This window comes from Hyphomonas sp. (assembly GCF_041398465.1).
Taxonomy (GTDB): domain Bacteria; phylum Pseudomonadota; class Alphaproteobacteria; order Caulobacterales; family Hyphomonadaceae; genus Hyphomonas.
Window position 1 is genome coordinate 457,749 of the sequence record NZ_JAWKUS010000001.1, and the last position, 15,256, is coordinate 473,004.

The window sequence follows — 15,256 nt, forward strand, 5'->3', positions numbered from 1 at the left end:
TTAGCGTCCATTTTGTGGAAGTTGGCGATCTTTTTCTACAAGGGCAATCATGTATTCCTCGACTTCGCCTTCAACCCAGACGCTGCGCCGTCCCAGATGCACTGGCGCGGGAAAGGGCTGGACCGGGTCCTTGATCAGTTCGTAGAGCAGTGAACGGCTGATAGTCAGACGGTCGAGCACGTCGCGCAGGGACAGGAAGCGTTGCGGCGCGTGCGGGATGGGTCCGGATGCCCCCGAACTACGGGAAGGCATGGGCACGATGCCGGGTCTGGACATGGCAAAAACTCCTTACACAAAACGCGGCCAGCCACTGCGCCAGCCTTGCCCCATGATCCCGCGTGATCCGTGCCCTGCCTAGTCGGAATGGCGGCAAATCGCGGCATGAGTTCGCAAGACCTTGCAAGCGGGTTCAAAGCGAATGGCGCGCCTTGCTGACAAGGAAGTTCGCGGAACAGGTGAGACGTCGGTCAACTTTCGATGCGCCAGAAGGCAATATAGTGCTGCGTTAATTCACCACTGGATTCGATGATCTCGAACGGGATTGTCGCGGGCGCTTCACCGTTCGCTGGCATGTCCATGCGGAGCGTGAGGGCATTGCTCGGCCGGATTTTCAAGAAGTAATTGGTCAGTCCGGGAATCAATTGTACAGTTCGAGGTCCCTGTTTGGCCGCATCAATGCGCTCTACGGACACGGTGCCTTCGAACGCTACCGGATGGACCAGGATAGGTACCGGTTCAAAGACCAATCGCTTTCGATCTGCACGTAATCCGACATCGGCTGGTTGCAGCACATTTCCGCCCGGGTCCGTGGAGAATTGAACCGAGGATGTACCGATATTCAAATACCAATTTGTTACGCCCTTTACGAGGACAACGGGTCGATCCCCGACGATATGCTCAGGCTCAACACGCGCGACTTTGTAACCTCCAGCAAACTCGTTCGTACGAAACCGAACCGTTGACGTGTTGAATATGAGCTTGGACGCTCTGCAGCGAACTGCCGGATGGGTTGGTGTTTGTGAACACCCAGTCTGGTCGCTGTTAAAAGGAATGGCATCGCCGGTCGCGATCGCCAATCTGTGTTCGCCGACAGGCAGCTCGATCGTTTGAGTTCCTGTCAAGGGCCCGACGGTTTCGCCCGTGGAAAGCGTAAGCTTGTATTCTCCGGCATAAATTCCCGGCTCGAAAGTGAGAGTCGCCACACGGCTGTCGGTTTGCGCGTGCGCCAAGCTTCCGAGGACTCCAAAGATAATCGCCAAAGAGGTCCATCGAATCGAATTCATCTGCATGTGCTGTCCCCTGCTTTCGTTGAGTCTTTCCTTTGCATAATGATGTGCTCGAAGAATCCATCCTTGGTCAAGCGGCGGAACGTAACGCAAGCACTATGGACATTGGCCAGTTTGCAGACTGACGGGTTCCATTTGCTTGATGACCTATTCTCGCGGACTCACTGGCAATTAAAGACAATGGGATCAAAGAGCTGCAGTCTTGCAGCACCACGGCGCGCTGATTGCGTGCAAATAGGATGCTAGGTGCTTTCCAAACGGGCACATTCTTGAAAACAGTTTCAGCGTTCTAGAATCGCTGCACGTGAGACGTCACAAAGTGTCGCCCACTAATCCGGCTCTGCGCCCTGCCAGCGCAGCGATTCATGCGACAGCGTCCGCCGCTTCTTCATCTTCACCGAGACCTGGTCCATGAAGTGATTAAACCGCCGGTACCCAAGCGCCGCCATAGCATCGCGCTGGGATGGCGGAAGCGGGTCGGTTCGCGTCAGCCAATAGTGCATGTAGTGGGACATGATCTCAACGTTGAGATTGGCCTTCCATTCGAGCCGCCCCATGCGCGTTTCGAAATTGTCCATTCGCTTCATCACGCGGTCTTCGAGCGTGTAGTCGCGCTCCTCGCTGAAGAAGTGGCGAAGCGCCGCCTCGAGGACTGCGGTCTTGGTGGTCTGATGCTCGAAGGCGACGTCCTCCAGCATGGCGAGGAGTTGGGCATCGAGGCGGAGATTGACGCGGGGCTTCATGGATGTCGGCTCGGCACTGGCTGGTGGGTTGGCCGTAAGTGTCGACGAGCGCGGCTCGAGTGCCTAGTCGGAATGGCGGCAAATCGCGGCAAGGCTTTGCAAGGCCGTGCAGCGGTTTGCAAAGCGTGGTGCACAGAATTTTCAGTGTTTGCGGGCACGAGGCCGGAATTGTGCACCACATCTGCGCACAAGAGGCGCCAAAAAAGAGATGTGCAGACAAGGGCTTAAGTGGCACATGGTGCCACTGCTTATTATCTTGCCCTCCCGGATTCGCTGTCCACCACCATCCAGACTTACGCCGCCTTTTGCCGCAATATGCTGGAAAACCCAATACTCGCGATATTGCCACCGCCTACTCAAATCGCTGGATTCAGGGTCCGTGTCGCCTGTTTTGCGCCCGGTCAAGGGCGCGTGGAACACGCGCCGCGAAGCGGGCAAAGCCCCTTGACCGGGCGCAAAACCGGCAAGGAAAATCACCATGGCCCAAGTGGCATTTCATGCCATTGGGCCTGAAGGAAAAAATACACCGAATCAGACGCTTTTCTTGGATTTTCCGGGGGCTTGCCCCGTCTCTATTTGTGGTTACCAAGGGTCTATGACGCCATCAGATTTCATACGAAAATGGGAAAAGTCCGAGCTGAAGGAAAGCGCAGCGGCGCAATCTCATTTCGTTGATCTTTGCCACCTCGCCCGCTCCAATCGAAATCTCGAAAAGCGCATACGAAACAAGGGCTTAAGCCCTGTTTCGACCGCTCCGAATTTCACCCGGCCCGCATTTTGCGTAACTTTCCGTGCATCAAAAAGCACACAAGGAAAGTCCCCGGCGATGCGTGAAGAGGACAGATACCTCCAGAAACGCGGCAGGAAATGGCACTATGTGCGCCGCGTGCCGACACGGCTGCGCCATCTTGACGGGCGCCATACGATCCGCGTGACCCTGCGCACCAATTCCCTCGAAATCGCGCGCGAGCGCCGCAACGCCCAGGAAGCGGTCGATGACCAGTACTGGGCAACCCTGCTCGACCTTTATGCCCGTCCCGAGATTGTCGACACGCGCAAGCTCGAATTCGCCGAGCGGCGCTACAAGGCCGCAAGGGCGCGCGCCTCGGCAAGGGGCCTGTCCTATATCCCGGCAGACGAGCTTGCCATCACCTATGGCCTTGATGACATTATCGAGCGCATCCGGGCCTTCGAACAGGTCGACAAGGGTGACACCACGCCCCGCGTGAAGACTGAAGCCGAAGGCCTCCTTGGCGGTGCGCCGCGACCCTCGCCAAAACTGTCGGAAGTCTTCGAAATCTATTGCGAGAAGATCGCCTTCAGCGAACTCCTCGCCAAATCCGCCAACCAGAAGCGGCTCTGGCTCAAGACCAAGCAGCGCCCCATCGGCTATTTCATTGAGGTTGTCGGCGACAAGCCGGTCACCAAGATCACCCGCGACGATGCGCTGAAATTCTATCACTGGTGGGGCGAGCGGCTGAAACCGAAAAAGGGCGGCAAGGCGCTGCAGGCCAATACGGCCAATCGCGATATCGGCAATCTGCGCAAGCTCCTGACCGAGTATTTCAAACATATCGGCGAGGAGTCCCGCCAGAACCCGTTCCGCAACCTCTCCTTCAAGGAAACCGTGAAGGCCGAAGTGCCGCCATTCGAGACCGACTGGGTGCGCCAGAAGATCCTCGTCCCGGATGCCCTGAAAGGCATCAAGGACCAGGCCCGCCTCATCGTCTACGCGCTCATTGAAACTGGCTGCCGCCCGAGCGAGATCGCGAACCTGCGCGAGGATGATATCTGCCTCGACACGGACGCACCCTATATCCGCATCCGCCCGCGCCGGGGCCGCGAGATCAAGACCAACGCCTCGATCCGAGATATCCCTCTGGTGGGCGTCTCACTTGAAGCGATGAAGCGCGCGCCGAAGGGCTTCCCGCACTACCGCGACCGCAGCGACCTTCTCTCGCAATCCCTGATGACCACTTTCCGCAATCGCGGCCTGTTCCCGACGGAGAACCACGTCATCTACTCGTTCCGCCATTCCTTCGAGAAGCGCATGCTGGAAGCGGGCCTTGATTATGGCCTGCGCTGCCTCCTCATGGGCCACGCCACAAGCCGCCCCGCCTATGGCGACGGCGGCTCAATGGCCTACCGACGGGACGAGCTTCTCAAGATTGCGCATCCCGTGCCGGAGGGGTTGTTCGGGTAGACACGCGGCCAAGTCAGTGCGTTTTAACATGGCCTCGGCCCGTTCCTGCCGTTCGCAGCATCTAAGGCGTCCGGCAATTTTTTGCTGGAAGCGGACCGATGTGCACGCACAGCTATTGTCGGCTTCAGACTACTTTCTGATCGCTCAAGAGAGGCGCTGTTGCATAAATCGCTGTCGGATTCACGTTGTGAATTCAGTGTGTTAGCCATTGAGGCATGAGCGCACCTCCTCGAACGAGGTGCAAGACGACGAACTGGCCCTCCTATAACGCCGCATTGAAGCGTCGCGGGTCGCTGATGATCTGGAGCGGCCCGGACATGTCCAAGGAGGCGAAGCCTTTCGGCAAACGGGCGCGACAGGCCGGCCTGACGATCAAGGTGGTGTTCGGTCTCGCCCTGCGTCAGACAACTGGCTTTGTCGAAAGCCTCCTGACCCTGATCGGGCTGGACTGGTCCGTGCCGGATTTCAGTACGCTGTGCCGTCGCCAGCAGTCGCTGGCTGTTATCATCGACGAAGCCGGGTGGAGACGAAAATGAACTGTGTCAAACGACTGGGGCAGAGCCTCATGGCGAGACCCTTTGAGCGTCAGGTTGTCGAGATGCATGTGCGCATCGCGGTCCTTAACCGCTTCACCGCTATCGGAACACCGATCACGATGCCCGTGGCCGAATTGCGCCCGGGGTCGGGACAATCCGTTCAGAGCCGGATTTGTGCAACAGCGCCCCGCGACTCTGCGCGCCTGTAATGAATGATGCAGTTTACGGCGGACGGAGCGGGCGGGATAGAGACCTTATCTACTACTTAAAAAAAAATAGGTGCAGTGGACTTCAGGCCTCTTTAACCGTGCAGAGCGATATGGGCCTTATCCGGTGGCTTTGCCGTGAGCGTGTAGAGGATATTATTATGCTGTTAAGAAAGCAGATTTTGGCATTTGCTGTTTCGATTGGACTGGCAGGTATGGCCAGCGCTGCCGATCTGGCCGTTTCTCGCTTTCAGGTTGTGAGTCCGACAGGTGACATATATCGCGGCGCGGATGTCACCTTTGAGGTCGACCTCGACAATAATGATCTGACCCCAGTTTCGGACGCGCAATTGCAGGTCGATGTCCCTGCAACCATGGTCGTTCAGCCCGCCAATGTCCCGGCGGGGTGTAGCGCCTCTGGCTTCACCGCGCCTCAAACCCTCACCTGTTCACTGCCGACCCTGACCCGCGATGCTGCCAATCCCGATCTCACCTTTACGTTCATTGCCACAGCCGAGACCGCAAATGCCCTGACCGGCACAGTCACGATTTCCAGCCCGACCAATACCGACCCGAACCCTGGCAATGACAGCCTCTCCGTCACGCCAACCGTAGGCTCGGGCGCCGATCTTGCCATGGTGCTCAGCGCGTCAACAAACTCGCTGCCGGCCGGTGGACGGTTCAGTTATGTCGGGACCGTCACAAATAATGGACCCGACAGCGTTAATGCAGCAGAAGTTGTTTTCTCGCTGCCGCCAAGCGCTGACTTTGGATATGTTTCCTCCACAGGCAGCAATTGGAGCTGTGTCCAGTCGGGCGGCGGATCACAGACGGTGACCTGTGCCTATTCTGGCCCGGCAATCGCCTCAGGCGCCGGCTTCCCGGCTATTACTTTGACCGGGGATGCCGATATTCCAGCTGGCACGCTGTCGGCGCTGGCCGATGTTACCGTGACGCAGATTGGTCTGGGCGATCCTGACCTCAATAATAATACCGATGGCCCAGAGGTCGTCACCATCACGCCGGGAACGGATTTGCAGGCGCGGATCATCATCGCCTCGTCCTTCATCACCGGTGAGACCGGAACATTCACCCTGCGCATCAACAATAACGGGCCGACCAGTATTGCTGGCGGGGCGCAGATTGTGCACGTCCTGTCGCCCAATCTTGGCCTGAACGGGCCTTTGCCTGCTGGCTGTAGTGAGGCCCCGGTCGGTACGATCACCTGTACCGCAGGTGCGATCAATACCGGCGCGCTGGAGAATTTTGTCATTCCGATCGCGGCGCTGAGCGATACAGGCGGCAATCAGGTCATCTCCGCGACCGTGACCCCGCCTGCAGGTCTCTCCGACCCGGTTCCGGGCAATGATACCGGCAATGATACGTTCCGGATTGATGATCCTGCCGCCGATGTCTTCATGCAAAGCAAGACCAAGACGCCGAACCCCGTCCAGGCCGGTCAGAACATGACATCGACCATCCGGATCGAGAATAATGGCCCCTCCATTGTAAATTGGTCGCCGGCCAATCCGATTGTGATCACCGATGACCTTGGCCCAAACGAAACCTATGTTTCGACGATCACGACGGGCTGGACCTGTGTAACGGGCGCGTCACCCGATGCCGGCTATGTCACGCGCGTCACCTGTACGACCACCGATAGCGGCTCGATTGCCGTGGATGCGCGCAAGACACTGCAGATCGTGACCCAGGCCGGGTCTGGGGCGGATGTCGATATTACGAATAATGCCTGTGTGGATGTTTCCGGGCTGAGCGTGGCGGACCCCAATACGGGCAATAACTGCCTGTCGCGGACCTCACGTGCGACGACCGAAGAGGCCAATTTAGCGCTTGTGGCTGAGGTCAGCCTCAGCAGCTCAGGTGGCTTCTCGCCGGCTGTTACTGTCCCTGACGCAACCGGATCGCACTTCATTCGCCTGACCGTCAGCAACGCCGCAGGCAGCGATACCGCCAGAACTGTCGATGTGCGCACGTTCAATCTCGGCAACTGGATGAACACCACGGTCAATTTCAATGGCGGCAGCGTGAACCATGCCACGTCCGTCAGCGTGTTTTCCGCCGATGCCGGGATCACCTGTCCGACGCTCGCGACGGTGAATGATGACCTGCTCTGCCGGGTGACAAATCTTGTGGCCGGTGAAACCCGGACCATCATCCTGCAGGTGGACCGCCCGATCCTGGAGGGTCTGCGCACAACCGCCTTTTCGATCACCTCACCTGATACGATCGAGACCAATACCAGCGACAATAATGACTCCGTCAGCGTAACGGCCGAAGCCAATGCTGACCTGATCGTCGATGACAAGCGCGTCAGCCCGAACCCGCCGCAGTCTGGCGGCACAGCGACCTATCTGGTCGACATCAAGAATATTGGCCCGAATGCCGGCAGCGCCGTTGCAACCGCTGATTTTATCGATCCGGCGCGGTTCGAGGTTCTGAATGTGACCACAACTGCCCCGGGAGGCGTGTGTGACTATGGCACGACTACGCCTGACACCGCGACCTGTACGATTGGAACCATGACCCGCGGTCAAAGCTATCAGATGGCGATCACGGTGCGCCCGCGCTTCCCGTTTGCCGGCGCCGTCAATCCGGGTGATTTCCCTGTTTCGCACACCAATACGGCGACGGTCACAACGACGACGCTGGAGACCAATTCAGCCAATAATAGCCGTCCTTTGACCCATGATGTCGGCGCACCGAGCCTCGACATGCGCGTGACCAATGCTGAGCCGTCCGGATTTGCCGAACCGGCCATTTATGGCAGCACGCTTTTGTATGAGATCAATACGCGCAATGGCGGCCTGACGCAGGGCTCCTCAGTTACCACCACCGTCTCCCCCAACCCGCAAGCGGGCTATGAAATGGCCTATAATGCGGGGGCCTCGACGGTTCCGGCTGGCGTGTCATGCAGCCAGGCGAGCAATACCGATCCGGTGATCTGTACCTATCCGAATATGAGCAATGGCGACAATCAGACCGTTATCCTGGCGTTCACCATTGTGGATGCGGGCGGCGGGGCGCCGGTCTCCTCCATCACCTTTGGCACGACGGCTGTTGTGACTTCAGACCAGCAGGCCTTTGACACGCCAACCGCCAACAACACTGCCGCGCAGACGACGACCGTTATTCCGTCAACCGATCTTGAAGTCGTGTCCAAGACACGGATTTTCCCGGCGCCCCCAACCCCGATCAATATTGCCGAGCCGGTCACCTATGACATTGTGTTCCGCAACAATGGCGTTTCGGCGACCACACAGGTGCGCATCACCGATACGCTGCCGACGGGTTTTGTTCGAACGGCGACCCCGGTCGTGTTCACGCCTAGCGGGAGCGCGACCGTCTCCGGCTCGACCTGCTCAACCGGAAATTCGGTTCTGTGTGTCGTGGACGGCTTCTTTCCGGCCAATGGCGATACCGTCACCATGCGGATTGAAGCGGCGGCGACTTTCCCCTTCTCCGGAAATGTCAACGACCCGATCGTCAACCTGGCCACGATTGCGGTCGGACAGACGGCGGGCGGCAATCCGATCTCTATAGACGAGGTTCCGGGCAATAACGCCCAGTCGACAAGTGACGGCACCTTGCGGGTCAGCTCGATCAGTGGCCGGGTCTATTCCGATAATGATATGGGCGACAGCTTTACCGCTGGCGAGGGCATCGGCTCAGTTACGCTGACCCTCACCGGGACCGATCTCTACGGCAATACGATCAATACAACCGTTCAGACCGCCGCTGATGGCAGCTACAGCTTTGCCGATCTGCCGCCGTCCAATGGCGCAGGCTACACGATCACTGAAACCCAGCCAGCCAACCATGTGGACTATCGCGAGACGGCCGGATCGGCTGGCGGGACGGTGGATAATTCCGCCTTTGGCACTGGCGCGGCCTTCAATGCCATCAGCGCGGTTGTGCTGGCCGAAGGTGTCGATGAGACCGGATATGAGTTTGCCAATTATCGGTTCTCCTCGATCAGCGGCTCGATCTATTCCGATGCCAACAATAATGGCACGCTGGATGGCGGCGACGCCGGTATTGGCAGCGGCTATGCGGCAACCCCGCATCTTAGCCTGACCGGTACCGATTTTGCCGGGAATCCGGTCAATCTGACGACGAGTGTGAACGGCTCTGGCGTGTACAGTTTTGACGGTCTGGCCCCGTCTGATGGCACCGGCTACACCGTGACCCAGCTGCAGGAGCCGAGCGGATTTTATGACGGCCAGGAAGAGAATGGCAGCGGAGTTATTCTGCCCAGCTCTGTCGATGGCAGCGAGCAGATCCTGTCCGGTGTCGTCCTGCCGGCAACGGTCTATGGCAACCGCAATTTCGGACAGGTCGCTGTCTCCTCCTTTGCTGGCCTGATCTATGTCGATACAAATGGTGATGGAACCCGTCAGGGCGGTGAGACCGGGACTTTCCCTGGAGCCACCATCCAACTGACCGGTACTGATGATCTTGGTCGGTCGATCTCCTGTACGGCGACCAGCGCCGCCGATGGCAGCTATGGCTTCCCGGTCGCGGCGTGTCCGCAGCTGCGCCCCGGCACCTATCAGATCCGCCTGACCGCAACCCCGGATCGCAGTCAGACCGGCTCAACCGTGGGAACTGCAGGCGGCACACAAGGTGCCAGCGCAACCCCAGGCTATACTAGCCATTTTGTCTCTTCAATCACACTTGGCGCTGGCACTGATGCCACCGATTATCTGTTTGGTGTCACCGACAATGCGATCATTGCGAACAATAATGACTTCACGGCCAGCCCGATTGTTGGCGCGGATGGCGGCGTGACGGCAAGTGTCTTCCCCAATGATACGATTAATGGCCTGACCTTTGCCGACGCAGCGGTTGTCCCGAGCGTCACCAATACGGGCGGACTGACGGGCGTCTCGATCAATGCCGATGGGACGCTGAGCGTTCCGGCCGGCACCCCGGCTGGCCCGTACACAGTGACTTATCAGATCTGTGAGACGGTCAATCCGACCAATTGCGACACCGCCACCGTTGATCTTGTTGTCACGGCCGCAGCGATTGTTGCCAATGACAATGACTTTACATCAACCCCCGTTACCGGATCGACTGGCGGCGCAACGCCCAGCGTCTTCCCGGATGACCGGCTGAATGGTGCGGTCTTTGCCGACAGTGCTGTCACGCCGTCACTCACTTCGGATGGCGGCCTGACCGGGGTCAGCATCAACCCTGACGGAACGCTGTCTGTACCAGCAGCGACCCCGGCTGGAACCTATACGGTGGGCTATCAGATCTGTGAGGTCCTGAACCCGGCCAATTGTGACCCGGCGACGGCTACCGTGGTTGTTGGCGCGTCTGCGATCACCGCCAATGACGATGACTTCACGGCCAGCCCGATCAATGGCGCGGATGGCGGCACCACAGCCAGTGTCTTCCCGGATGACCGGTTGAACGGCGCGGTCTTTGCCAATGGCGATGTCACCTCGTCAATCACTGCCGATGGCGGCCTGACCGGTGTCAGCATCAACGCGGACGGCACGCTGACTGTCCCAGCAGCGACCCCGGCTGGAACCTATAGCGTCGGCTATCAGATCTGTGAGGTTCTGAACCCGGCCAATTGTGACCCGGCCACAGCGACGGTTGTGATCAACCCGCCGGCCATTGTCGCCAATGACAATGACTTTACGTCCAGCCCGATCAATGGCGCGGATGGCGGTGCGACGGCGAGTGTTTATCCCGATGACACCCTTAATGGTTCGGCCTTTGCCGATACAGCGGTCACCCCGTCAATCACTGCCGATGGCGGCCTGACCGGTGCCAGCATCAACCCGGACGGCACGCTGTCGGTTCCTGCGGCAACGCCAGCGGGCACCTATACTGTGGGCTATCAAATCTGTGAGGTTCTGAACCCGGCCAATTGTGACCCGGCAACCGCGACGGTTGTGATCAGCGCGGCAACCATTGATGCCAATGACAATAATTTCGCCAGCACACCGATCAACGGCTTTGACGGCGGCACAACGCCGAGCGTCTTCCCGGATGATCGCTTGAATGGCGCTGTCTTTGCCGATGCTGACGTTACGCCGACCCTTGTTTCGGACGGCGGCCTGACCGGGGTCAGCATTAACCCCGATGGAACGCTGTCTGTACCAGCGGCGACCCCGGCTGGAACCTACACCGTCGGCTATCAGATCTGTGAGGTTCTGAACCCGGCCAATTGTGACCCGGCAATTGCAACCATTGTTGTCAATCCGCCAAACATTCTTGGTGTCAGTGACGACTTTACCTCAACCCCGATTGTCGGCGCATTGGGTGGAAACACGCCAAACGCCTTCCCGAATGATCTGTTGAACGGCGCGCCGTTTGCACCGGGTGCGGTGACGGCAACCATCCTGAGCGACGGGGGGCTGACCGGGGTTGGTATCAACCCTGATGGCACGCTGACTGTGCCGGCCGGAACACCGGCGGGACCCTATTCGGTCAATTACGAGATCTGTGAGGTCTTGAACCCGACCAATTGTGACACTTCAGCCGATGTCGCCCTCCTCATTACCGCTTCTGTGATCGAGGCCAATGATGATGATTTCACCCCCGGCCCGATCAATGGCGCGGATGGTGGAAGCACGGCATCTGTCCTGGCGGATGACACGCTGAACGGCGTTGTCCTGACCCCAGCGGATATTACACTGACGACGGTTTCGGGCGATAGCGAGCTGACGCTTGATCCGGTCAGCGGAGTGATCAGTGTTGCGCCGGGGACGCCAGCGGGAACGTATACGCTGACCTACCAGATCTGCGAAAACCTCAACCCGGCCAATTGCGATAGTGCTCTTGCAACAGTTGTGGTGACGCCTCCGGCCATTGTCGCCAATGACAATGACTTTACGTCCAGCCCGATCAATGGCGCGGATGGCGGTGCGACGGCGAGTGTTTATCCCGATGACACCCTTAATGGTTCGGCCTTTGCCGATACAGCGGTCACCCCGTCAATCACTGCCGATGGCGGCCTGACCGGTGCCAGCATCAACCCGGACGGCACGCTGTCGGTTCCTGCGGCAACGCCAGCGGGCACCTATACTGTGGGCTATCAAATCTGTGAGGTTCTGAACCCGGCCAATTGTGACCCGGCCACAGCGACGGTTATGATCAACCCGCCTGCCATTGTCGCCAATGATGACGATTTCACCCCTGCCCCGATCAATGGCGCGGAGGGTGGAAGCACGGCGTCTGTCCTGGTGGATGACACGCTGAACGGCGTTGTCCTGACCCCAGCGGATATTACACTGACGACGGTTTCAGGCGATAGCGAGCTGACGCTTGATCCGGTCAACGGTGTGATCAGTGTTGCGCCAGGGACGCCAGCGGGACCCTATACGCTGACCTATCAGATCTGCGAAAACCTCAACCCGGCCAATTGCGATATCGCCATTGCCACCGTCAGCGTCGAGGCAGCGCCCATTGCCGCGAATGATGATGACTATACAGCAACGCCGCTCAACGGATCGGATGGGGGCACCCTGCCGAGCGTCTTTGCCGACGACACGCTGAACGCAGCGAGTTTTGCCGATACTGACGTTACCGCCAGCCTCACCGCTGATGGGGGTCTGACCGGGGCGGTTCTGAACCCGGATGGAACGCTCACGGTCCCGGCGGGCACGCCAGCGGGCACCTATACGCTGACCTATCAGATCTGCGAGGTTCTCAACCCAACCAATTGTGACACAGCCGCTGTGACGGTTGTCGTCGAGGCGGCCCCGATCGTCGCCAATGACGACGATTATACCGCAACGCCGGTCAACGGCGCCGATGGGGCAACCCTGCCAGGTGTCCTGACCAATGACACGCTTAACGGCGCTGCGGTTTCACCGTCTGATATACAGCTGACCCTGACCGATGCGGATGGGCTGAACGGGGCTGCGATTGCCGCTGATGGCACGCTGACCGTCCCTGCCGATACGCCGGCCGGAACCTATCAGCTGGTCTATCAGATCTGTGAGGTTCTGAACCCGGCCAATTGCGACAGCGCGGTTGCAACGGTTCTGGTCGAAGCGGCCCCGATCGTGGCCAATGACAATGATTACAGTGCAACGCCCGTGAACGGCGCAGACGGGGCCACACTGCCTTCGGTCTTTGACAATGACACGCTGAACGGAGCGGGTGTGACCCCGGCGGACGTGACGGCGTCCATAACCGATACAGACGGTTTGACGGGCGCTGTGATCAATCCTGACGGCACGATCACGGTCCCAGCAGGATCCATCGCCGGAACCTATACGCTGACCTATGAAATCTGTGAGGTTCTGAACCCGTCCAATTGCGATACAGCCGCGATCACGATCACGATCGTGACGGATGCGAGCCTTGCCGGAACGGTGTTCCTGGACGCCAATGCCGATGATACGCTGCAGAGTGCAGAAACCCGTATGCCCGGCTATATCGTTCAGCTTCGCTCTGGCGGCGTCGTGATTGCCACGATGACGACCGGCGCCGATGGCAGCTATGCCTTCACCGGCCTTGACCCGGACCTGACCTATGAGGTCGTGTTCATTGAAGCCGCGTCAGGTACTGTGGTTGACATCATTGACGGCATCGATCTGCAGCCAGGTGAAGACCGCACAGGCCTCGATGAGCCTGTGGCCCCGAGCGGAACCGTCTATGATGTGGCAACGAACCAGCCTGTGGTGGGCGGAACCGTGACGGTTGTGGATGAGGCCGGAACGCCGCTTCCTGTTGCCTGTTTCGCGGATCCAAGTCAGCAGGACCAGGTCACCGGACTGGAAGGCTATTACTTCTTTGATCTGGTAGCGGGCGGCGATGCAGCTTGCCCGGCCTCGGGCGGCACGTACCGGATTGCGGTGACGCTGCCCAACGGACTAGCCGGCGTGTTTGCGGCAGCCCCGCTGGACGTGAATGAAGGCGCGCTTGAAACAGGCGTGTGTCTGAATGACGCCCTGGCCGGACCGGTCTGTGAGGTTTCAGCCAGCCCGCTGCGCCCGGATGCCAGCCAGCTTGCGCCCTTCTATGCCCGCTTCGCAATCCGTGCAGGCGATCCGGAATTTGCCAACAACCATATTCCGGTCAATTCCGCGATCAGTCAGGCGCCTTTGACCGCGACCAAGCGGGCCCTGTCGGCCAATGCCTCTGTCGGGTCGGTTGTTGTCTACACGATTACTGTGGCCAATGAATTCGATGTGCCTCAGATCGGTGTTGATATTGTCGACCAACTGCCCGCTGGTCTGGTCTTCATCGCCGGTTCTGGCCGGGTGAATGGCGACCCTGTCGAGCCGCTGGTCGATGGCCGGATGCTGACCTGGCAGGCCCAGACGGTTCCGGCGCGCGGCGCGGTCGAGATAACGCTTGGTGTTGCGGTTGGCTCTGGCGTCACAGTTGGCGAGTATGTCAACACAGCCTATGCCGACAATGGGGTTCAGGATGTCATCCTATCCAACATTGCCGAGGCGACCATTCGCATCACGCCGGATGAAGTGTTCGACTGTTCTGAAGTGCTGGGCAAGGTCTTTGAAGACACCAACCGCAACGGTATTCAGGATGAGGGCGAGCGCGGCCTGCCGGGTGTGCGTCTGGCGACCGTCAAGGGCCTGCTGGTCACGACCGATGAGTTTGGCCGCTATCACATTGCCTGTGCAGCCACACCGAAAGCGGGCATCGGATCAAACTTCATCCTGAAACTGGATGAGCGGACCCTGCCGACCGGCTTCGATGTGACAACGGAAAACCCGCGCGTGATCCGCCTGACACAAGGTAAGATGTCCCAGCTGGATTTCGGGGTCGGTGCGCTTCGTCCGGTCGAGTTCCAACTACGCCCGGATGCCTTCCTTGAGGGCCGGGACGAGCTGGCCCCCGATGCGGCAGCCGATCTTGTCAGCCTGGTTGAGGTGTTGATGGAGGAACGGTCAATCCTCTCGATCACCTATATCGGTGCCGGTGAGGGGTCTGCACGCCTTGCCCGGGTGAAGGCCGAGCTGGAAGCGCTCTGGTCCGAGCAGGATGCGCCCTATGAGCTAATCATTGAGACAGAGGTGGTCAGTTCCCGCCAGAACCCTTGACCAGTTTCCCTTTGTCTCAGTGATCAGAAAGCCCCGGTGACGTCCAGTTGCCGGGGTTTTTTTTAGCGGTTCCGCACGTTTGGACGTCGACCTTGCGCCGCAGAGGTTAACGCCGCTTAACACCTGTATCTACTGCAATTTCTGGCGGGATAGATGAAATTTCATCGATCTTTCGAACGTGAAATTAACCCTGACCTGTCATCTTCCACTCAAACCGAGGGTTCTGG

General features: G+C 59.0%; 5 protein-coding genes and 1 pseudogene. 3 read left to right on the forward strand and 3 right to left on the reverse strand.

Annotation, left to right across the window (positions count from 1 at the left end; genetic code table 11):
* The 3 genes from R3C98_RS02180 to R3C98_RS02190 form a co-directional block, all read right to left on the reverse strand.
* The gene (locus R3C98_RS02180; RefSeq protein ID WP_291075191.1) at nucleotides 1–276 is read right to left on the reverse strand and encodes an AlpA family transcriptional regulator; all 276 of its coding nucleotides are present in this window, start codon (nucleotides 274–276) and stop codon (nucleotides 1–3) included.
* 191 nt (nucleotides 277–467) lie between these two features.
* Complete coding sequence (locus tag R3C98_RS02185) at nucleotides 468–1,289, reverse strand: hypothetical protein (protein WP_371312484.1); 822 nt, start codon at nucleotides 1,287–1,289, stop codon at nucleotides 468–470.
* A gap of 326 nt (nucleotides 1,290–1,615) precedes the next feature.
* A complete protein-coding gene (locus R3C98_RS02190) occupies nucleotides 1,616–2,029 on the reverse strand; it encodes a hypothetical protein (RefSeq protein WP_291075193.1) in 414 nt (137 codons plus the stop codon).
* Between the two features lie 826 nt (nucleotides 2,030–2,855).
* Between R3C98_RS02190 and R3C98_RS02195 the strand changes: the two genes are divergently transcribed.
* The 3 genes and pseudogenes from R3C98_RS02195 to R3C98_RS02205 all read left to right on the forward strand — a co-directional run bounded on the left by R3C98_RS02195 (nucleotide 2,856) and on the right by R3C98_RS02205 (nucleotide 15,029).
* Nucleotides 2,856–4,232: a DUF6538 domain-containing protein gene (locus R3C98_RS02195; protein ID WP_291075194.1), complete on the forward strand. Its 1,377-nt coding sequence runs from the start codon at nucleotides 2,856–2,858 to the stop codon at nucleotides 4,230–4,232.
* Nucleotides 4,233–4,447: 215 nt separating this feature from the next.
* Nucleotides 4,448–4,977: pseudogene (locus R3C98_RS02200) on the forward strand (transposase).
* A gap of 212 nt (nucleotides 4,978–5,189) precedes the next feature.
* Nucleotides 5,190–15,029: an SdrD B-like domain-containing protein gene (locus tag R3C98_RS02205; RefSeq protein ID WP_371312485.1), complete on the forward strand. Its 9,840-nt coding sequence runs from the start codon at nucleotides 5,190–5,192 to the stop codon at nucleotides 15,027–15,029.
* Nucleotides 15,030–15,256: the final 227 nt, after the last annotated feature.

Coding starts and splice junctions, on each gene's coding strand:
- R3C98_RS02180 (WP_291075191.1), bottom strand. CDS start 276: ATGTCCAGACCCGGCATCGTGCCCATGCCTTCCCGTAGTTCGGGGGCA.
- R3C98_RS02185 (WP_371312484.1), bottom strand. CDS start 1,289: ATGCAGATGAATTCGATTCGATGGACCTCTTTGGCGATTATCTTTGGA.
- R3C98_RS02190 (WP_291075193.1), bottom strand. CDS start 2,029: ATGAAGCCCCGCGTCAATCTCCGCCTCGATGCCCAACTCCTCGCCATG.
- R3C98_RS02195 (WP_291075194.1), top strand. CDS start 2,856: ATGCGTGAAGAGGACAGATACCTCCAGAAACGCGGCAGGAAATGGCAC.
- R3C98_RS02205 (WP_371312485.1), top strand. CDS start 5,190: ATGGCCAGCGCTGCCGATCTGGCCGTTTCTCGCTTTCAGGTTGTGAGT.